General features: G+C 62.0%; 14 protein-coding genes. 6 read left to right on the plus strand and 8 right to left on the minus strand.

Annotated features, from left to right (window positions below):
• Positions 1 to 45: 45 nt before the first annotated feature.
• The gene (locus ACYVGS_RS15935) at positions 46 to 1125 is read right to left on the minus strand and encodes an efflux RND transporter periplasmic adaptor subunit (protein ID WP_460589673.1); all 1080 of its coding nucleotides are present in this window, start codon (positions 1123 to 1125) and stop codon (positions 46 to 48) included.
• The gene (locus ACYVGS_RS15940; protein WP_460589674.1) at positions 1118 to 4423 is read right to left on the minus strand and encodes an efflux RND transporter permease subunit; all 3306 of its coding nucleotides are present in this window, start codon (positions 4421 to 4423) and stop codon (positions 1118 to 1120) included. The genes ACYVGS_RS15935 and ACYVGS_RS15940 overlap by 8 nt, the downstream gene beginning before the upstream one ends.
• A gap of 219 nt (positions 4424 to 4642) precedes the next feature.
• Between ACYVGS_RS15940 and cls the strand changes: the two genes are divergently transcribed.
• The 3 genes from cls to ACYVGS_RS15955 all read left to right on the plus strand — a co-directional run bounded on the left by cls (position 4643) and on the right by ACYVGS_RS15955 (position 10089).
• Entirely contained in the window at positions 4643 to 6088 is a 1446-nt protein-coding gene (gene cls / locus ACYVGS_RS15945; RefSeq protein ID WP_460589675.1) for a cardiolipin synthase, read from the plus strand.
• 134 nt (positions 6089 to 6222) lie between these two features.
• Positions 6223 to 9360: an HD domain-containing phosphohydrolase gene (locus tag ACYVGS_RS15950; RefSeq protein ID WP_460589676.1), complete on the plus strand. Its 3138-nt coding sequence runs from the start codon at positions 6223 to 6225 to the stop codon at positions 9358 to 9360.
• A gap of 156 nt (positions 9361 to 9516) precedes the next feature.
• Complete coding sequence (locus ACYVGS_RS15955; RefSeq protein WP_460589677.1) at positions 9517 to 10089, plus strand: peroxiredoxin; 573 nt, start codon at positions 9517 to 9519, stop codon at positions 10087 to 10089.
• Between the two features lie 105 nt (positions 10090 to 10194).
• Here the strand turns inward: ACYVGS_RS15955 and ACYVGS_RS15960 are convergent, their stop codons facing one another.
• From ACYVGS_RS15960 to ACYVGS_RS15975, 4 genes are all read right to left on the minus strand, one after another.
• On the minus strand, positions 10195 to 12705 hold the full coding sequence (locus ACYVGS_RS15960) for a TonB-dependent receptor (protein WP_460589678.1): 2511 nt from the start codon (positions 12703 to 12705) through the stop codon (positions 10195 to 10197).
• Between the two features lie 302 nt (positions 12706 to 13007).
• Positions 13008 to 15518, minus strand: a complete 2511-nt coding sequence (locus tag ACYVGS_RS15965; protein WP_460589679.1) for a TonB-dependent receptor — start codon at positions 15516 to 15518, stop codon at positions 13008 to 13010.
• 145 nt (positions 15519 to 15663) lie between these two features.
• Positions 15664 to 16323: a TetR/AcrR family transcriptional regulator gene (locus ACYVGS_RS15970; RefSeq protein ID WP_460589680.1), complete on the minus strand. Its 660-nt coding sequence runs from the start codon at positions 16321 to 16323 to the stop codon at positions 15664 to 15666.
• Positions 16324 to 16431: 108 nt separating this feature from the next.
• Positions 16432 to 17607 (minus strand): acyl-CoA dehydrogenase family protein, encoded by a 1176-nt coding sequence (locus ACYVGS_RS15975; protein ID WP_460589681.1) that lies wholly within the window; start codon positions 17605 to 17607, stop codon positions 16432 to 16434.
• Between the two features lie 92 nt (positions 17608 to 17699).
• Between ACYVGS_RS15975 and ACYVGS_RS15980 the strand changes: the two genes are divergently transcribed.
• Genes ACYVGS_RS15980 through ACYVGS_RS15990 form a run of 3 tightly spaced genes read left to right on the plus strand, consistent with a single transcriptional unit; the run spans position 17700 to position 21133 of the window.
• Positions 17700 to 18413 (plus strand): TetR/AcrR family transcriptional regulator, encoded by a 714-nt coding sequence (locus ACYVGS_RS15980; protein WP_460589682.1) that lies wholly within the window; start codon positions 17700 to 17702, stop codon positions 18411 to 18413.
• A 20-nt stretch (positions 18414 to 18433) separates the two neighbouring features.
• On the plus strand, positions 18434 to 19474 hold the full coding sequence (locus ACYVGS_RS15985; protein WP_460589683.1) for an acyl-CoA dehydrogenase family protein: 1041 nt from the start codon (positions 18434 to 18436) through the stop codon (positions 19472 to 19474).
• 54 nt (positions 19475 to 19528) lie between these two features.
• Positions 19529 to 21133, plus strand: a complete 1605-nt coding sequence (locus ACYVGS_RS15990) for an AMP-binding protein (RefSeq protein ID WP_460589684.1) — start codon at positions 19529 to 19531, stop codon at positions 21131 to 21133.
• Positions 21134 to 21166: 33 nt separating this feature from the next.
• Here ACYVGS_RS15990 and arfB read toward each other — a convergent pair whose 3' ends face one another.
• Positions 21167 to 21583, minus strand: a complete 417-nt coding sequence (arfB, locus tag ACYVGS_RS15995) for an aminoacyl-tRNA hydrolase (protein ID WP_460589685.1) — start codon at positions 21581 to 21583, stop codon at positions 21167 to 21169.
• 297 nt (positions 21584 to 21880) lie between these two features.
• Positions 21881 to 22219 carry a hypothetical protein gene (locus tag ACYVGS_RS16000; RefSeq protein ID WP_460589686.1) on the minus strand — a complete coding sequence of 113 codons (339 nt, stop codon included), beginning with the start codon at positions 22217 to 22219 and terminating at the stop codon, positions 21881 to 21883.
• Positions 22220 to 22263 lie beyond the last annotated feature (44 nt).

Raw genomic sequence — 22263 nt, forward strand, 5'->3', positions numbered from 1 at the left:
TAGCCGGCAGCCCCCGGTCTCCGGGGGCGAGTCGCCGAGCGCGCCTCAGCACTCCGAGAGAGCGGGGCAACCCGCCCTCAAAGGCAGGATACGGTCCCCCTCCTCCAGGCCAGCAAGCACTTCTACCAGCCCGTCATCATCGCGCTTGCCCAGGCGCAGGAAGCGCCGCTCGGGGCCTTCCGGCCCCAGCACCCGGGCCATGTACAGCTGACCCACCTGGGCCACCAGATGCTCCGGCACCCGCAGATGACGCTCCTCACCCGCGGGAATCGGTACCCGGGCGTACATGCCCGGCAACAGGCGCTCGTCGTAGGGCAGGCGCACCTTGATCTGGAAGCTGCGCGAACCGGGCTGCGCCGCGGGTACAATCTCCTCGATACTGCCTTCGACCTGCAAGGATAGCGCCGGCAGATCCACCTGCAGCTTTTGCCCCACCGCCAGGGACAATGCCAGATGCTCGCGAACCTGTGCCTCGGCGCGCAGGCTCATGGGGTTGTAGAGTGACAGCAGTCGCATGCCCGGCGAGGCCATGTCCCCGGGCTCCGCGAAGCGATCGACCACACGGCCGTCGATCGGCGAGCGAATGCTCGCCCAGGACAGGGCCGCCTCGGCCTCCTTGCGTGCCTGCTGGGCGCTGTCCAGCTCCGCCTGCAGGGTGTCGCGGTTGGCCTGGGCCGCTTCCCGGTCCGCGGTCGCCAGCAGGCCCCGTTGCTGCAGCTCGATTGCCCGGCGCAGATTGCGTTCGGCTTCCGCCAGGCGCGCCGAAATGGCATTCACCTGCTCCCTCGCCTGGGCCACCCGCGCCTGCAGGTCTGACTGCTCGAGTTCGATCAGCAGATCACCTTCGGTAATTCGGTCACCGGCGCGCACATGGATCCGTTCGATCCGCGCCAGGGTGCGGGAAGAGACCAGCGTGGCCTGCTTGGCCTCCACCGACCCCGTGACTGGCTCGAAGACCGGCAGCGATTGCAGCGCCACGGTCCAGACCACATCACTGTCACTGAGCGGCCGAGGTTCCAGCCCGGGTGCAATCTGATCCTCGAACACGCCCGCCATCCAGGCCACCACCAGCACCAGGCCGAGGACAGCGAGCCCCGCCAGCCCCCAGGTACGCAAATTATTCATGGGCCGCCCCCTCCGCCGCGGGCTTGTCGAAGACCAGCAAATAAACCACCGGGATCACCACCAGGGTAAGCAGGGTGGACGCGAGAATTCCGAAGATAATTGCCAGGGCCAGGCCACTGAAGACCGGGTCCAGGGTAATCACCAGGTTGCCAAGCAAGGTAGTTCCCGCCGTCAGTAGTACCGGCCGCATGCGCACCGTGCCCGCCTCCAGCAGGGCATCCACGATGGACATGCCGGCGTCGCGGGCCTGGGTGACAAACTCGATCAGGATCAGGGAATTGCGCACCACGATGCCAGCCAGGGCTATCATGCCGATCATCGCCGTAGCGGTGAACAACACCGGATCCGGCGCGCCGGCGACCATCCGCTCGCCGACAGCATTCATGGCCCAGAAGCCCGGCATGATGCCGATCACCGTGAGAGGAATGGCCGCCATGATGATCAGCGACAGCGCCAGCGAGCCCGTCTGAACACGCAGCAGGAAGAAAATCGCCACCAGGGCAAAGGCAAAGGCCAGGCCCATGTCGCGGAAGACATCCACGGTAATCCGCCATTCCCCCTCACCAGTCCAGCGGACCTCGGTGCCGGACAAGGGTGACCAACCGTCCCCACCCCCGGCATTCAAATAGGTCCTGGACGTCCAGTCATTGCCTTCCCCCGGGGGCTGGCCGCGATCGGCAACCAGGTCGGCAATCACTTCCGCGGGGGGGCGTCCGGACAGTTCGGCGGTCACATAGACCACCGGCTGCAGATCCTTGCGATGGATACTGCGCTCGGCTGTCAGCTCTTCGAAATGCCCGAGTTCGCCCAGCGCCACCAGGGGCTGCGGCGCGGCGTCCAGCCCCTCCGGGCTCAAGGACTGCGTAATCCCGGGACGCCCCTTGAGCTGCAGACGTTGCAGATCGTGCAGGGAAACCCGCTGTGCCTGGGGCAGACGCAGCACCAGCGGCAGGGGCTGCGCCTCACTGGGTACCTGCAAGTAACCGGCCACCTGACCGGCATTGGCCATGGCCAGCAATTGATTGATATCTGCGGCAGCAACTCCGGACAGTGCCGCCTTGGTCTTGTCGGTCACAAAGCGCCAGCGCCGCTGGGGATCCTCGACACTGGTGTCCACCTCCACCACATGCGGCTCCCGTTCAAGACGCTGTGCCAACAATTGTGCGCTTGCCTGCTGGTCGCGGTAGGGCGTGAGCGTATCCCCGTAGACCTCAGCCACCAGGGTGCTCATGACCGGCGGACCGGGTGGCACCTCCACTACCTTGAGCCGGACACCGTCCTGCTCCAGTGGCGCCAGCAGTTCTCGCAGGCGCAGCACCACCGCGTGGGACTGGTGCTCCCGCTGCAGCTTGTCCACCAGGGTCAGGCGCAGATCGGCCAAGTAAGGTGCCTGGCGCTGGTAGTGGCGACGCACCATGCCGTTGAAGTCAATCGGCGAGGGCTCACCGACGAACGCTGCCACCGCCTGTACTTCGGGCACTCGCAGCAGGGCCTGGGCCACCCGCTGGGACACCGCGGCGGTCGCCTCCAGGGAGGCAGACTCCGGCATATCCACCAGCACCTGCACCTCGTTCTTGTTGTCATAGGGCAACAACTTCAGGGGCACCAGCCGGAATACCGGCAGCGCGGCCGTCAGCAGGAACAGCAGCACCGCGAGCCAGACCACCAGCTTTGCCCGGCGCCGGCTCGCCAGCAGCGGACGCAGCCAGCGGGCGTAGAGGGAGTCCCGTGCACCCTCCGGCGGCAGCATGTCCTGCAGGGCCTCGCTGCCGGCCGAGGGCAGCATGCGGCTCGCCAACCAGGGAGTCAGCAGGAAGGCCACCAGGGTGCTGCTGATCACCGCGACGGGCACATTGAAGGCCATCGGCGCCATGTAGGGCCCCATCATCCCGGTGATGAAGGCCAGGGGCAGGAAAGCCACCACGATGGTCAAGGTCGACATCAGCAGCGGTATGCGAATTTCCGCCATCGCGGCGATAATCCGCTCACTGCGCGACCCGACGCCCTCGGACAGCTTGCGGACGATATTGTCGACGCCGGTAATCGGGTCATCCACCAGCAAGCCGAGGGCGAGGATCAGGGCAAACAGCGTCACCCGGTTGATGGTGTAGCCAAAGGCCATGTCCAGGGCCAGAGTAATGCCGTAGCAGACCGGCACCGCCAGGCCCACCACCAGGCCCGCGCGCCAGCCCAGGAATACACTGATGAAGACCACGACCGTCAGCACCGCAAAACCCAGGCTGCTGGTCAGGTTGTTGACCTTCTCGTCCGCGGTCTGGCCGTAGTCTCGCAGCACCTCAATGTGCATATCCGAAGGCAGCAGCTCCGCCGCCAGCCGAGCCATTTCGGCATGCACATGCTCCGCCACGGCAACCGCGTTGCTGCCAGGCTGCTTGGCCACCGCCAGGGCCACCATCGGGTAGCGCTCCCCGGGTGTCGGCGAGGCAGCCGGCTCCGGCTGATTGAACTGGATCCAGGTGTAGGACTCCGCCTCGGCGGGGCCGTCCTCGATTCGCGCCACATCCCGCAGGTAAACCGGTGTGCCGTCGATGACGTTGATCACCAGCCGCGGCAGACTTTGAGGGTCGCGCAGGGCATCGCCGCTCTCCAGCAGAATCGATTCATTGTTGAAGGACCAGCGCCCGACCCGCTGCAGCTGATTGGACAGCTGCAGCGCCGTGACGATGTCGCTGGTGGTGGTGCGCCGTGCAGACAGGCTTTCCGGATCCGGCAGGATGCGCACCTGCCGCGGCCGCCCGCCCACCACGGTTACTTCGCCGGTATCGGGGAGCCCCTGTAACCGGGTGGAGATCTCGTCGGCAAAACGTCGCAGCTCGAAGTCGCTATAGCGCCCGGGCGCGTCGGACCAGAGCCCCAGCACCACAATGGGCACGTCGTCCACTTCCACCGGCCGCAGCTGCCACCGGCTGACCACCGCCGGAATCCGGTGCTGGTTGGAATAGAGCTTGTTGTAGGCATTAAGCAGAGACTGCTCGCGATCCTCACCAACGAAGAAAGACAGGGTTACCGAGGCCTGGCCACTGCTCGCGGTGGAGTAGACATGCTCCACGCCGGGAATCTGCGCCAGCAGCTTTTCCAGGGGAATTGCCACCTGGCGCTCCACCTGAGCGGCATCCAGTCCGGGTGCCTGGACGCTGACATCCACCACCGGCACCACAATCTGCGGCTCTTCCTCTCGCGGGGTATAGAGCAGGGACAGAAAACCGGCAAACACCCCCAGCAGAAAAAGCGCTCGCGGCAAACCACCACCGAGGGTATAGGCAATGATCCTGTCCATTGGCAAACCGCCTTCCTGTTCGTGCGATGTGGTGCCCGCGGTGCTATGCTGGCCGCAAACTGCGAAGCGAGGCACCCTGTGGCGAAGCGCGTTTTATGGATAATCGCCGTGGCGCTGTTCCTGACGATCATCGCCGTTATTCAGTTCGTACCGTCCCCCGATAGCGAAGTCAAGCCGCCGGAGCGCGCCCTGCCGGAAAGGACCGAGGGCTAAAAGCCGGTGGGCGAGCTTCAGTATGCCACGGAGTTGCTCGCAGTCGCTGCCGCCCTTTTCTATGCCCTGGCCCTGGCGTCGGCGATCGAGGCCACACTGAATGTCCGCACGGCACAGGGGGCAATCGCCTGGACCATTTCCCTGCTCGCCATCCCCTATCTGGCGGTGCCCGCCTACCTCATTTTTGGCCGCAATCGCTTCGACGGCTATCTCGAGCAGCGCAAGGCCGTCGAGGCGGAGTCCCGTGCCCTGCTCCGGGACACCCGCTCCGAGGTAGAGCGTTACCTGATGCCCAGCACACCCGCAGAGCCGATCTTCGGGGTGCTGCACCGCCTGGCGGGCATACCGCCTGCCGGGGGCAACCGGGTGCAGTTGCTGGTGGATGGCCGGGCCACCTTTGACAGCATGCTACAGGGCGTCGCCGCCGCCCAGGACTATATCCTGCTGGAATCCTATATCATCCGCGACGACAGCCTGGGGCAGCGCCTGGGTCGGCTGCTCGCCGATCGCGCCCGCGCAGGGGTCCGCGTTCACGTCCTCTACGACGAGATTGGCAGCCGCAACTTTCACCGCACGCGCCTGTGCCGGCAGCTGCGAAGGGTGGGGGTACAAGTCGCCGCCTTCAATACCACACAGGGGCGCCGCAACCGCTTCCAGCTCAACTTCCGCAACCACCGCAAGATCCTGGTGGTGGACGGCCACAGTGCCTGGATCGGTGGCCACAATATCGGCGAGGAATACCTCGGTACGCATCCGCGTATTGGCCACTGGCGCGACACCCATCTCAAGCTGCAGGGGCCGGCGGTTCTGGGAACGCTGATGGCCTTCGCCACTGACTGGCGCTGGGCCACCCGCAGCCCCCTCGACCTGGCGGTGCGCCACCCTCCCGCCAGTGTGGCCGGGCGCGACAACGTGCTGGTGTTCCCCTCCGACCCCTCGAATCACCTGGAGGAAGCCGGCCTGATGTTTCTCCAGCTGATTGTCTCCGCCCGCCACCGACTGTGGATCGCCAGCCCCTACTTCGTGCCAGACCGCGGTATCATAGCGGCCCTGCAGCTGGCGGCCCTGCGCGGCGTGGATGTGCGGGTCATGATCCCGGATCGTCCGGATGGCCCCGTAGTCGGGATGGCGAACTGGTCCTTTACCCGCGAGCTGCTTCCCGCCGGGGTAAAAGTCTATCGCTACCAGGGCGGCTTCCTGCACCAGAAAGTGGTGCTCATGGACGACCACTTGGCGGGAGTGGGCACAGCCAACTTCGACAATCGCTCCTTCCGGCTGAATTTCGAGATCACCGTGCTGGTGGATGGCGAGCATTTTGCCAGCGAAGTCGCCGGTATGCTGACCCTGGACTTCGAACAGTGTCGCGAGGTCACCCGGGAAGAGCTGGCGAGCAAGCCACTCTGGTTTCCCCTCGGAATGGGGATTGCCAGGCTGTTATCCCCGGTACTCTGAGACCGGTCGCCAACGGAGCCGAAGAAGTGGCGAAAAACGTGATGCGGCACCGGTTTCCTGCAACTGCGTGGTAGCAGTCATGCCTCTGTCTGATCTAAGGTAGGGAGGTTGTTCCGGAGAACACGGTCAGGATTATGGATTTCAGCCTTGGCAGACTGCGCCTGACCATACGCGTCACCGTGCTGAGTTTTTTCCTCCTGGCAACAGGCCTCACGGCATGCGTCGCCATCGGCCTGCAGTATTACTTCAGCCGCGATCTGGCACACACCGCCACCAGCGCACTGTTCAACGCTGCCGCGGACGGCCTGGTCGAGGACATAGAGCAGCGGGAAACCAGCAACCGACGACTGCTGCGCCTGATCGCCCGGAACCCCGTGCTACAGGAGGCAGCGGGACGTCCGGAACAACTTCAGCTTTTCGCCGAAGTCCTCGAGGCCGACCCGCTACTCTACGCGATGTATCTGGGCGCCCCGGATGGCAGCCTGTTCCAGCTGGCGAGCCTGGCGTCCCCGGAGATGCGCCAGCGCCAGGATGCACGACCGGGCGAGCGCTGGCTGTTGGTCACGGTCGAAGCCGACGCCAATGGCCGGCACCGCACACTCCAGTTTCTCGACCGCGAACTTCGGCCGCTACGCTCGCGTTCCGAGCCAACCGGCTATGACGTGCGCCAGCGAGACTGGTACCGGGAGGCACTGGCGAGCCAATCCGCACACCTCTCTGACCCCTACCTCTTTGCCCAAGCCGGTGTTCCGGGGCGAACACTCGCCACCCGGATTGCGGATACGGCGGTCGTCGTCGCCATGGACATGACACTCCAGGCCTACAACCGCTGGCTGGCATCCCAGAGTATCGCCCCCCAGGCCGAACTCTACCTGTACCGCCCCGATGGCATGCTGATAGCCAGCGATGAGCCCCCGTCCATCCCGGAGGTGCAAATACCCGTCCCGGATTTCGCCCTGAGTGACGATGAACAATCGTGGGTAGGCGCCCGAGGGACATTGCTGGTATCCAATGAAATGGACTGGCCGCCCTATGACTACTCTCTCCAGGGCCAGCCCCAGGGCTATTCCGTGGACGTGGTCAAGTTGATTGCGGAAATGACCGGCCTGTCGTTGCATTTCACCAACGGCCTGACCTGGCCGGAGCTGGTGACGCAATTTCGCAGCGGTGATCTGGACTTGCTGCATGCCGGCATGGACAGCACTGAAACCCGCCAGTGGGCACTGGTCAGCGCCCCTTACGCGGAACTCCCCCATGCCCTCGCGACGCTGCCGGGCGAGGCCGTGCTCTCAGGCCTGGACCAGCTGGGTGACCGCTCACTGGCCATCCCACGGGGCTGGTCGATTCTGGACATGGTTCGGGAGCAGTATCCCGGCCTGCATATCGTCGAAGCGGACAGTACGCTGGGTGCCCTGCGTAAAGTCCTCGCGGGCGACGCCTTTGCCGCCCTGGATAACGCCCCGGTGATGCGATATATCCAGCGTCATCATTTTCTCGGCGAGCTGCAATGGCACCAGCCCGTCAACCTGGGTCGCGCGGAGATGCCCCACCAGCTGCATTTCCTGGTGCAGCCCGACGATGAGTCGCTGCTCGAACTCATCAACCGGGCCATTGCAGCGATCGGGCCGGCGCAGGTGCAAGCACTGGAAGCCAAGTGGCTGCATGACAGCCTCCCCGGCGAAAGCCGGCAGGCCGGTGTCGTCCCCCACCCCAGCCTGCTGACACTGCCCGACGATCCGGCGCGTGCGGGCACGCTGCAATCCATCCGCTACCGCGGTGGTGACTGGCAGGCCTTTGCGGTACCTGCGGGCGGCCTGCGCTTCGGCGTGCTGGTGCCGGACGACACGATCACGGCACCGCTGATGCACCGGGTGCTGATGTCGGTGGCGATCACCGCCGGGCTCCTTCTTCTACTGTTGCCACTGTCCTGGTTGTTCGCCACGCCAATTGTCGGCCCGATTCGACAATTGGCCGAGGAGAACGACAAGGTTCGGCAGCGGCGCTATGGCGAAGTCAAACACCTGCCTTCCAGGATCCGCGAGATCGACGACCTGTCAGTTTCCATGATCACCATGACCGAGGCGGTGAAAGAGTATGAGGCCTCTCAACACCGCTTCCTCGACGCGGTGATTCAGCTCATCGCCGAGGCCATCGATGATAAGTCCCCCTACACCGCGGGTCACTGCGAGCGTGTCCCCGAGCTCGCCATCATGCTGGCCGAGCGGGCATCGGCCAGCATGCAGCCACCTTTCGACCAGTTCCAGCTGCGCAGTGAGGACGAGTGGCGCGAGTTCCGCATTGCCGCCTGGCTGCACGACTGCGGCAAGATCACCACCCCCGAGCATATCGTCGACAAGGGCAGCAAACTCGAAGCCATCTACAACCGCTTGCACGAAGTCCGCATGCGCTTCGAGGTGCTTTGGCGGGACGCAGAGATCAACTACCTGCGCGGGGTCGCCCGTGAGCCGGAACAGGCACAGCTGCTGGAAGAGGAGCGCGACCGGCAGCAGGCAGAACTGCTGCAGGAGTTCCACTTCGTCGCAGAGTGCAATATCGGTGGGGAAACCCTCAGCGACGCCGCCCGCGACCGCCTGCGGCGAATTGCCAGCCGCACCTGGGTCAGGCATTTCAGCAAGCGCGTGGGTCTCTCTCCGCTGGAAACACAACGACTGCCGGAGACGCCGGAAGACCTGCCCGCCACGGAATCGCTGCTGGCAGACCGGCCGGAACACAAGATCGCGCACCCACGTGACGGCCAACTGCCTGCCGGTTACGGTATCCGTATGACAGTCCCCGAATGGCAGCAGGACCTCGGCGAGCTGCACAACCTGTTCGTGTCCCGCGGCACCCTGACTGACGAGGACCGCTTTCGCATACAGGCGCACATGATCAGCACGGTCAAAATGCTCGAGAGCCTGCCCTTCCCTGAAGAGCTGGCACGCGTGCCGCGCTACGCCACGACCCATCACGAAACGCTTCGGGGCGATGGCTACCCGCGTGCCCTGTCCGCCGAAGCGCTGAGTATTCCCGAGCGCCTGTTGGCCATCGCGGATGTGTTCGAGGCACTTACCGCCGCCGATCGTCCCTACAAACCGTCGCTCACGCTGAGCGAAGCGGTTGCGATTCTTTACAACATGGTCGAGGAGGGTCACCTGGACCGCGATGGTTTCGAACTGTTCCTGCGTGAAGGAGTCTATCTCGATTACGCCCGGCGCTTCCTCACGCCCGGGCAGGTCGATACCGTTCCGGTGGAGCGCTACTTGCAGACCTGACCGCTGATGCCTTGCAATCGGCGTCGGCGACCCCCACTCTCTACAGTGGGGTAGCCGAACTGGCAGCACCCCACCGCGCTTTTTCGTACACTGTCATTATCGGCATCGCCTGCCCTGGCGGGCGGGCTCATTTCAGCAGAGAAAAGAGGATTCATCATGCTTGCAGAAGGACGAGTACCAGACGTAGTTTTCAAAACCCGGGTTCGCGACGAATCTCTGGGCGGGGACAACCCCTATCGCTGGCAGGACACCACCAGTGACGACATCTTCAAGGGCAAGAAAGTCATCGTGTTTGCCCTGCCTGGCGCTTTTACTCCGACCTGTTCCTCTAACCACCTGCCCCGCTACGAGGCGCTCTACGAGGATTTCCAGGCCCAGGGTGTCGACGACATCTACTGCCTCTCGGTCAACGACGCCTTTGTCATGTTCCAGTGGAGCAAACATATCGGCGCCAAGAACGTGAAGATGCTGCCCGACGGCAACGGCGAATTTTCCCGCAAGATGGGCATGCTCGTCGACAAGACCAACCTCGGCTTCGGCATGCGCTCCTGGCGCTATTCCATGCTGGTCAACGACGGCAAGATCGAGAAGCTGTTCGTCGAGCCCGACTTCGGGGATGTCTGCCCCACCGACCCCTTCGAAGTCTCCGATGCGGACACCATGCTGGCCTACCTGAAGGGCACCGAGTCCGAAGGCGTCGCCGCTCCCAGCAAGGCTTTCGTCGGCTAATGCTGGAGCGCCGGCACCTGTCGGCACGCCATAGTGCATGCAGGTGAGCAAAAAAAGGGGCGCCCCGCGAACGGGACGCCCCAAATCAAACAATAACCGGAGAAATCAGTACTCGTAGGTCACATCCAGACCGTAGGTACGCGGCTCACCATAAACCTGGGTGATCGGACCGAGGCCACCGAGATTGATCCCGAAGGTCGGGTGATCGTCGTCGGTCAGGTTCTTGCCCCACAGCGTGAAGGTCAGGTTGCCCGGGCCGGCTTTTACGTCTTCCAGACTCAGTCGCGCGTTGACAATGGTCCGCTCATCCATGCCAATGTGGTCATAGATGACGGGTTGGCCATTGACCACTGCCGTCCAAAGTGCAGACTCGTTCCACTCGTCCTGCCAGTTGGCCTGTACATAGCCACGAACATTGCCGAGTTCCGTGCGCGCAAGAACATAGTCTGCGGAGACACTGAACTGGTTGCCGGGGGCACTGCGCTTGGCGGCGTCGGTGGTATCGACACAAACCGGGGATTCACCGGTCCCGCACAGCTCCGGGAATTTCTCGAAGTCGCCGGTGACGTAGGAGTAGGTCACCCCAACCACCAGATCCTCGATGGGCGCCACCTGGACCTCCAGTTCGCCGCCCCAGCGCTCGGCTTCACCGGCATTGGTGATCTGGCTGGTTGCCGCGCCACCATCGGTCTTGATCTGGCTGGTCTGCAGGTCTTCATAGGTGTAGGTATACAGCGAGCCGTTTACCCGCAGGCGGCGGTCCCACCAGTCACTCTTGATACCAATTTCCCACTGCTCGATGGTTTCTTCGTCAAAGGCGTTGTCGAAGATCTCGCCGTTAAAGCCACCACTGCGGTAGCCCGTGGCATAGCGCAGGAAGCCATTGAGGTCATCGGTAAAGTTGTAGGCGACGGTGAAGTTGCCGCTGAGGTTATAGAAGTTTTCCTCGCGGTAGATGGAGCGTGCCGGGGTCACACCAAAGGGACCGACCACCTCCGAGTAGTTGTAATCGATATCCTTGGTTTCCTCGGTGTACCGCAGACCCACGGTCAGGGCCAGACGCTCTTCAAAACCGGCCGGGCGCCAGGTGGTCTGACCGAAGATGGCCATGGCATCTGTCGTGGTGTTGTAGGCCTGGGTACCCGCACCGTTCAGGGGCGCGGCGAAGATGGCGTTGCGCTCGTATTCCGCCTCATCCTCGAAATAGTACAGCCCGAGCACGTACTCCAGCCGATCGGTAGTGCCGACCATGTGGACTTCCTGGGAGAACTGCTCGTACTGGCTGGTGGTGTCCTGTTTGCTGTGGAAGGCCCCAAGGCTGTCGATGCCGTTCCAGAGGCCGTCGACGAAGGGGTAGGCAAAGCCGGACGAGGGAGCATACAGCTGCCCCAGGGTCAGGTGCACCAGATCGGAGTAGGCACCCACACCATTGGCATTCAGGCTGCTGTCGATGTCTTCCAGGTCGCCGAAGACGAAGGTTTCCAGTTCGCGGTAGGCGGTGATTGACTTGAAGGAGACGTCGCCCAGGAAGCCCAGTTCACCGGCCTCCCAGCTCAGGGTCAGTGCATGGCCATCCACTTCATTGACCGCACGGGGATTGAAATCCGAGGCGCCACTCTTGCGGCGGGCCTCACCGGCGGCGGACAGTTCCTGGTAGTCGGCGATCGTTTCCTGTAACGAGGGGATCCAGCGCTCACCGATGCGGGGATCTGTGCCGGGAATCGCAGCCCAGCCCTGTGCCTGTTGCAGCAGGCCCTGCAGGGCAGCCACGCGGCTGACGTTGCCGCCGGCGTCCAGGGGATTGAAACCGGTTACCTGGTTCAGCTGGCTGGCTTCATCCAGGTCGCTGTAGTCGTAGGTGTAGTCGGCAGTAAAGCTGTCGTTCAGCTCCCACATCAGGGACAGACGATAGGCTTCGCGATCCAGGCTGTCGTAGCCTTCCAGGCCCGAGCGGCTCTCGTACAGCGGGTCGCGCTCGCGGTTCTGGTAACCAAAGGCTGCGGACAGACGGCCTGCGCCCTCGCCCACTTCACCGATGGCAGGCAGATCCAGGTTGGCCTTGAGGCCACGCTCATCATAGTCGCCGATGGTGCCTTTGACCCGGAAGGCAAATTCACCGATGGGCTTCTTGGAAATGAAGTTCACCGCACCCGCAGTGGAGTTGCGCCCGTAGAGGGTGCCCTGAGGGCCGCGCAGCACTTCTACGCGCTCCAGCTCGGCCACATCCATGCCGGAGCCAGCCAGCTTGCCGATATAGACGCCATCCAGATACACACCAACCGCGGGATCCAGCGACAAGTTCGCCGGGTTACCCCCACCGAAGCCGCGCATGGACAGGCTGGTCGCTCCGCGGGAACCCGGCGCATTGAAGCCATTGACACCGGGCAACTCACCGATCAGGTTACCGGTATTGGTGATGCCGCGCTGCTCAAGGGAGTTTGCGGTCAGTGCCGTAATTGACAGGGGCGTGTCCTGTGAGCTTTCCACCCGCTTCTGGGCGGTCACAATCACTTCTTCCAGCCCGGCCACCTGGGCCTGGCCAGTCAGGCTCGCGGCCACCATCAGGGGCGACAGGGCCACCGCCAGGGGACGGGGCGCAGATTTCGGGAACGTCATGGTTTTACCCTCTCGTATGCGTCGACGGTGTGCGGGACTTGCCCGGACCGCCTGCGTCTCTTGTCTTTAATCTGAACGACTTCTGGGAATCGTTGACCGATAAAACTTGTCTAGAGTTAGTTTTTTAACGGCGGCGCAATATTACACACATGTCAAGGATGTTACCACTGCTCGCAGGCACAAATGATGCGAACACGGGAAGCCGGGAGGGCCAGGAAGGCCGTATTGATACAAACCCAAAACGCAGACACCCGGCCGAAGCCGGGTGTCTGGTAACCGCATTACCACGGTAACGTTGGCGATCAGTACTCGTAGGCGATATCAACACCGTAGGTACGGGGAGGACCGTAGTCCTCCGTGATCAGGCCGAGACCGCCGAAGTTGATGCTGTAGATGGGATAATCATCGTCCAGCAGGTTTTTGCCCCAGAGAGAAACCGAGAGCATACCGTCACCGACCTTCACGCTCTCCAGGCTCAGGCGACCATTCACCAGGGTCCGCTCATCCATGACTGAATGGTCATAAATAACGGGTTCGCCGTTGACATTGGCGTTGGTCCACAAGGCCGACTCGATCCACTCATCCTGCCAATTAACCGCCAGGTAGCCACGAACATCACCAATGCTGGTGCGAGCGAAAACATAATCGGCGGTCAGGTTGAGCTGGTTGCCTGGCGATGCGCCACGCTTGGCACGGTTGTCCGTACGCAGGCAGGTTCCGTTAGGGCCACACAGTTCGGGGAACTTCTCGAAGTCACCTGTCACATAGGCGTAGCTCATGCCCAGTATCAGGTCCTCGACGGGCATGACCTGGACTTCCAGCTCGCCCCCCCAGCGCTCGGCTTCACCAGCGTTGGCGATCACACTGGTGGTACTGCCACCTTCAGTCTTGATCTGGCTGGTTTGCAGGTCCTCGTAGGTATAGGTATACAGGGAACCGTTAATGCGCAGCCGGCGATCCCACCAGTCACTCTTGATCCCGATCTCCCACTGTTCAATGGTTTCTTCATCGTAGGGGTTATCCAACACCTCGCCATTGAAACCACCGCTCCGATAACCGGTGGCATAGCGGAGGAAACCATTCATGTCATCGGTGAGCTGATAGGCCAGCGTCAGAGTGCCACTCAGGTTGTCGAAATCCTGCTCGCGGTAGATCTGACGCCGGGGCACACCAGCCGGGTTGAAGGGGGTATTGAATGCCGAGTAATCGTAATCAATGTCCTTGGTCTCTTCCGTGTAGCGCAGGCCCGCGGTCAGTGCCAGGCGCTGATCGAAGCCTTCCGGTGTCCAGGTGACCTGGCCAAAGGCCGCCTTGGCATCCGTCGTCGTGGTGTACTTCTGCGTCTCGTTACCCGACAGCGGCGCAGCAAATACAGCGGCGCGGTCATAGGTTCCTTCATCGTCGAAGTAGTACAAGCCAAGCACGTACTCCAACGAGTCAGTGCTGCCCATCATGTTGATTTCCTGGGAGAACTGCTCGTAGACAGAGCGGGTGTCCTGCTTGCTGTGGAAGGCGCCACGCTCGTCGATGAATGACCAGAGGCTATCCAGCAGCGGATACGAGTAGCCAGATGCCGGCGCATAGAGCTGCCCCAGCGTCAGGTGCACCAGGTCTGAGTAGAGACCGACACCGTTCTCGTCCAATGTGCTGTCGAGGTTTTCCAGGTCACCGAAAACAAAGGTTTCCATTTCCCGGTAACCGGTAATCGACTTGAAGGTGACGTCACCCAGGGCTCCCCAGTCACCAGCCTCCCAGGTCAGCGTGAGCGCATGGCCCTCGATCTCGTTTTGCGCAGTAGGGGTATTGTCCGCCGTGGCGGATTTGGGACGGGTACGGCCACTGGTCTCCGCCTCCTGGTACGCGGCAATGGTCTCTTGCAGGGAGGGAATCCAGCGCTCCGTAATACGCGGGTCGGTACCCGGCAACGTAGCCCAGAACTGGGCGCCCTGGAGGATGCCTTGCATGGCGGCAACCCGGCTGGTGCCATTCACATCGAGGGGGGTAAAGCCCACCACCTTGCTGAGCTGCGAAGATTCGTCCAGCTCACTGTAGTCGTAGGTGTATTCTGCGGTAAAACTGTCGGTCGCCTCCCACATCAGCGCTGCTCGCCAGGCCTCCCGGTCCATGCTGTCGAAGCCGGCCTTGTCGGGGTTGGTATTGTCGTAGAAGGGATCCCGCTCGCGCATCTGGTAACCCAGAGCGGCGGAGAGCTTGCCTGCACCCTCGCCAACCTGACCTATCGCGGGAAGATCCAGATTGAACTTGAGTCCGCGCTCGTCATAGTCACCGACAGTGCCCTTCACCCGGAAACCGAACTCACCCATGGGCTTCTTGGAGATGAAATTCACCGCCCCGGCCGTGGAGTTACGTCCGTACAGAGTGCCCTGCGGACCGCGCAGAACTTCAATGCGTTCCAATTCGGCCACGTCCATGGACGAGCCCATCATCTTGCCGACATAGACACCATCGAAATAGATAGCCACTGCGGGGTCGAGCGAGAGGTTGGCCGGATTACCCGCAGCGAAGCCGCGCATACTGATACTGGTGGTACCGCGTGAGCCCGGCGCGCTGAAACCGTTGAGGCCGGGTACTTCACCGATCAGGTCTTCGGTATTGGTAATGCCGCGCTGCTCAAGCGCAGACTCGGTCAGCGCCGTGATGGAAATCGGCGTTTCCTGGGTGGTTTCGGCGCGTTTCTGGGCCGTGACAATCACTTCCTCCAGCTGTGCCTGTGCGGACAGACCGACACTCAACAGGATGGGGGACACAGCCAGGGCCAGGGGCCGCGGACGAAAGCGGGAGAGATTCAACATAAACACCCTCGGTTATATTTGTAGTGATGTTTGCAGTCTTGAATTGCGGCGGCGCTCAATGCGCCACTGGAAAATACCTTACACCGGCTGAGCAGGGCTGAACAGTGTTACCAGGGTAAATTTTTCACCCGGAGTCATGCTTGGCTCAAAGGGCGCCGGCAACCGCGGAAGCGGTCGGTGACAACGCCCTTTCGGCGGCAACTGCTGAGCCCAGAAACTGGGACGCGATGGCCAGTTCTGTTTCGACACTGTATTGTGGGTCCGCGAGCCAGTTGAGCAGACCGTAGACATACACGCTGGTGATGTAGTGAGTGAGGCGCTCGATGCTGATATCGCTGCGCACCTCCCCCCGCGCGACACCATCGGAGAGCAGTGCCTCGAAGCTCCCCCGCATCAGTGGCCACCGGTGCTGGGTCGGCTTCAGGTCAGTATCTTCATAGCCACGCAAGGCCAGGACCAGCAGAGAGCGGGTCAGCTTGGGGGTCTTGCGGGTCTGACTGCCACCAAACTCGAAGAAGCGGCCCAACTGCCTGGAGACACTCCCTCCCTCGAGGCGAAAGCGCTCGATGGCGTTGGCAAAGCGTTGATCAACCTCGGGCACCAGTGCCTGGAGGATGGCCATCTTGCTGGGAAAATAATTGAACAGGGTGGGCTTGGAAATATCGGCCGCCTCGGCGAGTGACTCAACCGTAACCGCGTCGAAACCATCCTGGGCAAACATTTGCGCTGCCACCTGCAGAATGCGCTCGCGGGTCTCCCGCTTCTTGCGCTCTCTTCGGCCCTCGGGCTTTGGGGAAACCGCCATCGCTCTTACCATTGTTAATTATTTGACCGGGTAATTGAGGGGCATTAAACGTCAAAAAGCGCCGGGGGTCCACCCCCGGCGCTTTTTGATTCACGCAAGTTTTGCAAGCTAGCGACTGTAGGCACGCATATTAAGGCCGAAGGCTGCGACGAGGTCGCGCATCAGCTCGACCACGCCACCACCGAAGGTATTGATCTGACACTGCCGATACTCGGCCTCGAGTTCACCGCGGAGCACCGCTCCGGGGCTGTCACGGTGCAAGGTACTGGCGGGGCCGACGGCATCCATCAACAGGCGGTAGACCTCGATCAGACCCTCCGTGCTGAAGGCTTTCATCGCCGACGCGTAGGCTACCTCAGGCTCGCCGTGCTCCATACTCCAGGCCATGCGCCAGGTCATTAGCCGCATGGCTTCCAGGCGAGCGTAGGCCTCGGCCAGCGTACGCTGCACCCAGGGGCTGTCGATCGGACGCACGCCGCGACCATCGGCGCTTCGCGCCCATTCCAACGCCTGCTGGTACACGCTGTAGCCATAGATGCCAATCGCCGCGAGCCCCACACGCTCATGATTGAGCTGGGAGGTAATCAATTTCCAGCCCTGGTTAACGGCACCGCAGATCATGTCGTCGGGGCATGTGACATCATTGTAGTAACTGACGTTTGTCCGCACATCGCCCACGGTGTGAATCGGCGCGTAGCTGAAGCCCGGCTGGTCCGCATTCACCATGAAAATGGTGATACCGGCGTGGGGCCGTGCCGCCTCAGGATCCGTGCGCGCTGCCAGCCAGACGTAATCCGCGGCTTCGGCACTGGAGGTATAGACCTTGGTGCCATTGATAACCCAATTGTCGCCTTCGCGTACAGCTGCGGTTTTCAGCGCGGCGAGGTCCGAGCCCGCGCCCGGTTCGGAATAGCCAATGGCAAAGTGCAGCTCACCCGCCGCGATTTTTGGCAGGAAGAAGCGTTTGTGCTCCTCCGAGCCGTGGGCCATGATCGCCGGCGCGACGGTACTAATGGTGACAAAGGGCAGCGGTGCGTTGGCAAGTTGCGCTTCCTCGAAGAAGATCATCTGATCCATGGGGCCGCGGCCCTGACCGCCATATTCCTTGGGCCAGCCAATGGCCAGCCAGCCATCCTGGCCGATCTGCCGAATCACTGACTTGTAGGCGTCGCCACCCTCGTTGCCACGAGTGGCCTCGATCAGCTCGGGGGTCATCAGCGAGCGGAAATAGGTCCGCAGCTCCTGACGCAGTGCTTTTTGCTCTTCGGTATGCTCAATGTACACAACGCATTCTCCCGCTTGCAGAGTATGCAGGGATTATTATTGATCTTGAATCCAAATTCAATAATAATTCACGCCAGTGAAGGAGAGATTGCATGGCCACAGCCACCAGCCGAACGCCAGCCCGGCGCGCCAAGGGCGAGTTGGCACGAGAGCGACTGAAAAATGCTGCCATCGCGGTACTGGATCGCGTGGGCTACCACCAGTTACGCATCAAGGACGTCACGGCAGAAGCTGGCGTGGCGGCGGGTCTCTTTCATCATTACTACAGTGACCTGCGAAGCCTTATCGAGGAAATTCTCGACGAGCACATTGCCAACGCCGAGGCGACCGAGGTGATTGAGCGGGACGTGAGCAAGGGCGACTGGTTCAACCGGCTGCGCTCTCACTATCGCTTTGCGGTCCGCAACCATGCCGACCACCCGGGCATCATGCGCTGTATCCACCAGTTCTGTGCGGACGATCCGGTTTTCAGGGAGCGCTGGAAAGCCTCCTATTACAAACGCCTGCAGCTCCTGGTGGATGTGTTCCCTTTTGTTTTCCCCGACAGCGAACTCAGCCCCCACGAGGTACGACTGGTGGTCTACGGACTGAGTGGCATCGGGCAGGACCTGCTGAGAGAATATTTTATTGAACGCGACCCGACACTGTTGGCACTGCAGCTCTCCGAAGATGAACTGGCCGAGTGGCTTGCTGTCCTCCAGTACCGCGGCCTGTTTGCCTGCAATCCCCCGGAGGAGCAACTGCACTACGCAGCGCGTATCCTGACCATCAAGCGTCATGCTTCGCCTCCCGAGCACAACGACTGAGCCTGTAACGGAGATTTATCATGGACTTCTCACTCTCCAGTGATCACACCACCATCGCCGACCTGGCGCGTCAGATCTTCCGCGACCAGGTAAGCGACAGCTATCTCGCGGATTCTCCGAGCAACCCCGACACCGCGCTGTGGAAAGTACTGGGCGAAGCCGGTCTGATCGGCCTGAGCCTATCCGAAGCAGCCGGTGGTTCTGGCATGGACTTCATCGCCGAATGCCTGGTATTGCAGGAAATGGGCCATGTCCTGGCACCCGTACCCCTTCGGGAAACACTGTTGGCAGCCTGGGCACTGGATCAGGCGGGGCAGCACGAGGTGCTTCGCGACGTGGTCGCCGGCGACACCTATCTCGCACTCAACCTGGGCGACGGCCCTGCGCACATCGATGGTCTGCTGTCGGGTACCCTGCCCCATGTTCCCTACGCCGAGGGCGCAGCGAGGGTGGTAACCGTCGCCGGCGAGCAATTGGTGGCCTTTGACCCCAGTGAGTCCGGCGTCTCCATCACCCAGGAGCGCACAACCAGCGGGCGCCCCGCTGCCACCCTCCAGCTTCAGAACGTCGCCGTAACACCGCTCGGCGATGCCGAGCTGACTCGCTGCCTGAAACAGCGCCTGCAAATTGCTACCGCGGCACTTCAGCTCGGCGTCGCCGAAGAAGCACTGCAGCGCACCGCGGCCTACACCACTGAACGCAAACAGTTCAACAAGCCCATCGCGGCCTTCCAGGCTGTCTCCCATCGCGCCGCCAATGGCTATATCGACATTGAAGCACTCCGGGCCGTCCTGGATGGTGCCATGTGGCGTATCAGCGCGGGCCTCGACGCCACACTACAGGCCGGCGCAACCCGCTGGTGGGCCTGTGAAATGTCGCACCGGGTCAGTCACACCGCCCAACACCTGCACGGCGGTATCGGGGCCGACCTGGAGTATCCGATCCACCGCTATTTTCTCTGGGCCAAGCAGCTCGAATTCGACCTGGGAGGTGCCGGGCAGCAACTGGCTGCAATGGGGGAACATCTTGCCCAAACCCCAGGATCGGGCATCACCCTCTGAACGGGATCCGCAGGCGGCCACCCACAACCCAGTGAAACCAGGAAATCGAGCGACGTGAACGTACTGAAATTTGACAATATTGAAGATAGGCACCTGGGGCGCGCCCTGCGGCTTCAGGCAGAGCAGCAGCCGGATGCTCCATTCATCATGTTCGGCGAAACACGCTACTCCTTCGCAGAGGCCAACCAGCGCGTTAATGAACTCGCCGCGGGCTTCGCACAACTCGGTCTCGAGCGTGGAGCGCGGGTCGCTTTCTACATGGGCAGCGCACCGGAAGTGATTTTCCTGGCGCTCGCCGCCAACAAGCTCGGTGCTATCTGGGTGCCCATCAATGGTGACTACAAAGGCAGCTGGCTTTCCGAGACGATCAACCGCAGCCGGCCACAAATTCTGGTCACTGACGCAGAGCATGCAGCGCGACTCGCACAGGTCCGCGATGATTTGCAAGTCAGCCACGTGGCGCAGGTGGGTGAAAGCGATGCCCTCCCCGACGCTATCGATTTCGCCAGTTTGTACCATGCCGGCGCGCCCGAGCCCGACATGTCCGGAATGAGCTATGGCGATACCTGTGCGGTACTCTGGACCTCCGGTACGACCGGCCGCTCCAAGGGTGTCATGCAGAGCCATAACGTATGGTTCAACGCAGTGGAATCCGGCGATGCCCAGTTTGGCACGCGTCCCGGAGACGTGATCTACTCCGTGCTGCCCATGTACAACTCGGCTGCCTGGGTGACTTCGATTCTACGCGCGCTTATCGTCGGCGTTCCCCTGGCCGTGGATCGGAGCTTCTCGGTCAGCAACTTCTGGGACCGCGTGGACTACTACGGAGCGACGCAGAGCTTTACCGTGGGTGCCATGCACATGTTCCTGTGGAATGCCCCGGAAAAACCCGATGACGGTCAGCACAGCTTGCGCAAGCTGATGGCGGTACCCATGCCTCCGGATATCGCCGGCCCCTTCAGCGAGCGCTTTAACGTCGACTTGATGCCCCAGGGGCTTGGCCAGAGCGAGGCGATGCAATTGATCATCACCATGCCCGGCCAACCACTGCCTCCGCCCGGGAGCTGCGGCCTACCCTCGCCCGCCCTTGAAGCCCGGCTGGTTGATGACGACGGACAGGATGTCGCCGACGGGGAAGCCGGCGAGTTGTGGGTAAAACCTCTCAAGCCCTTTGTCATTTTCAATGGTTATTTCGACGATCCCGAAGCGACGCGAAAAGCCTTTGATGGGTCCTGGTACAAGACAGGAGACATGCTGCGCAAAAAGGAGGACGGCTACTACTACTTTGCCGATCGCAAGAAGGACGCGGTTCGGCTCAAGGGCCGCAATATCTCGACCTTCGAAGTCGAACTGGTGGCGAGAAAACACTCCGCCATCGCCGACTGTGCCGCGTTCGGGGTACCCAGTGATGTCCTCGATTCAGAAACCGAACTGAAACTCGACGTCATCCTGAAATCCGGGGCCAATCTAAGTGAGCTGGAACTGGCGCGCTACATCAACGACAACGCGCCCTACTTCTTTGTCCCCCGCTTCATCGAGTTTGTCGACGAACTGCCCTATACCCCGACCAACAAGATCCAGAAGTTCAAGTTGCGGGAAAAAGGCCTGAGCACCAATACCTGGGACGCCAACAAAGCTGGCTTCAAGGCGGAGCGCTAGGCGGGCACACCCCTGAGCCCCGGTCACAGAAGACTAGTCGACCGGGGGCTTCCTTTGGGACTTCAGCTTGCTCCGGTGTTGCTTCGAGGCCAGCCTGCGGCGCTTTGATGCCAGCGTAGGTCGCGTCGCAATACGCTTCTTCGGGCGAGCCATAAGGCTGCGGAGCAATGCCAGCAAGCGCTGCTGGGCGTCTTCCCGGTTGCGCGCCTGACTGCGGTGCTGTTGCGCCTTGATGACCACAACCCCCTCTGAAGAGATGCGCTGATCCGAACTTCGGAAGAGCGCCCTTCGCAGCTCCTCTGGCACACCCGCTACCCGGCTGTCGAAACGAAGCTGAACAGCGGTGGACACCTTGTTGACGTTCTGTCCGCCCGCGCCCTGGGCACGGATCGCCACCCACTCCAGGGCTGCCTCCGGGATACTATATCGACTGTCTATTTTGATCTGCATAGCGAAAGTTTAACATTCCCGTTCGCCCCAGAGGCGGTGCTTTCGCTTTGACCGTCGCATTTCGCTACTGTAGGGGGAAAAGCCAATGTGGCCCTGATCATGTTGAGAAGACTCTTTGGAGTCAGCCGACCAAGCCGTGGGAGGAACCGGCACCGCACCACCCGCTCGAAAATACAGGGCGAACGGCCCGCATGCTCCGAAAACTGGAAAGCTGTCAGCATAACCACTGGCAGTGGCGCCTGTGGAGAAGCATCGGAGCTGGCGGGCAAACGCTACCTGCTTGGTGAGGCGCCATCACTACCACTCGACATCTGCCACCGTGGCGACTGCAGCTGTAGCTAGCAACATCACCCTGACAGACTCAGTGGTGACGATCGCCGCCTGCCCGAGCTTGCCCTGAGCACCCAGCTCTTTGGCGAGCAGCGCGATCAGGACTGCCGGAGAAAGCGCCGCGGTCGGCGCCGCGACGATTAAACCTTGGTTAAAAGCCTGCCCCGCTTTTCGGGCATGACCTACTACAGGTAGCCAGCGATGCTGGCTATCCCTGCGGGACGCCTGCGGCGCCGCCTTCCCCGTTCCTACGGAACAGGGTCGGTCACATAGCCCGGTGTAGTGGCAATAAATCATCACATCCAAAAAGCAAAACCCCCGTAGCCTACGCTACGGGGGTTTTCCTTTTT

This window comes from Haliea atlantica, assembly GCF_054779855.1.

Bases quoted from the DNA above. Each gene is read 5' to 3' on its own strand.
- ACYVGS_RS15960 (WP_460589678.1), bottom strand. From the start codon at position 12,705: ATGACGTTCCCGAAATCTGCGCCCCGTCCCCTGGCGGTGGCCCTGTCG.
- ACYVGS_RS15965 (WP_460589679.1), bottom strand. From the start codon at position 15,518: ATGTTGAATCTCTCCCGCTTTCGTCCGCGGCCCCTGGCCCTGGCTGTG.
- ACYVGS_RS15980 (WP_460589682.1), top strand. From the start codon at position 17,700: ATGGCCACAGCCACCAGCCGAACGCCAGCCCGGCGCGCCAAGGGCGAG.
- ACYVGS_RS15985 (WP_460589683.1), top strand. From the start codon at position 18,434: ATGGACTTCTCACTCTCCAGTGATCACACCACCATCGCCGACCTGGCG.
- ACYVGS_RS15940 (WP_460589674.1), bottom strand. From the start codon at position 4,423: ATGGACAGGATCATTGCCTATACCCTCGGTGGTGGTTTGCCGCGAGCG.
- ACYVGS_RS15935 (WP_460589673.1), bottom strand. From the start codon at position 1,125: ATGAATAATTTGCGTACCTGGGGGCTGGCGGGGCTCGCTGTCCTCGGC.
- ACYVGS_RS15970 (WP_460589680.1), bottom strand. From the start codon at position 16,323: ATGGCGGTTTCCCCAAAGCCCGAGGGCCGAAGAGAGCGCAAGAAGCGG.
- ACYVGS_RS15950 (WP_460589676.1), top strand. From the start codon at position 6,223: ATGGATTTCAGCCTTGGCAGACTGCGCCTGACCATACGCGTCACCGTG.
- ACYVGS_RS15955 (WP_460589677.1), top strand. From the start codon at position 9,517: ATGCTTGCAGAAGGACGAGTACCAGACGTAGTTTTCAAAACCCGGGTT.
- arfB (WP_460589685.1), bottom strand. From the start codon at position 21,583: ATGCAGATCAAAATAGACAGTCGATATAGTATCCCGGAGGCAGCCCTG.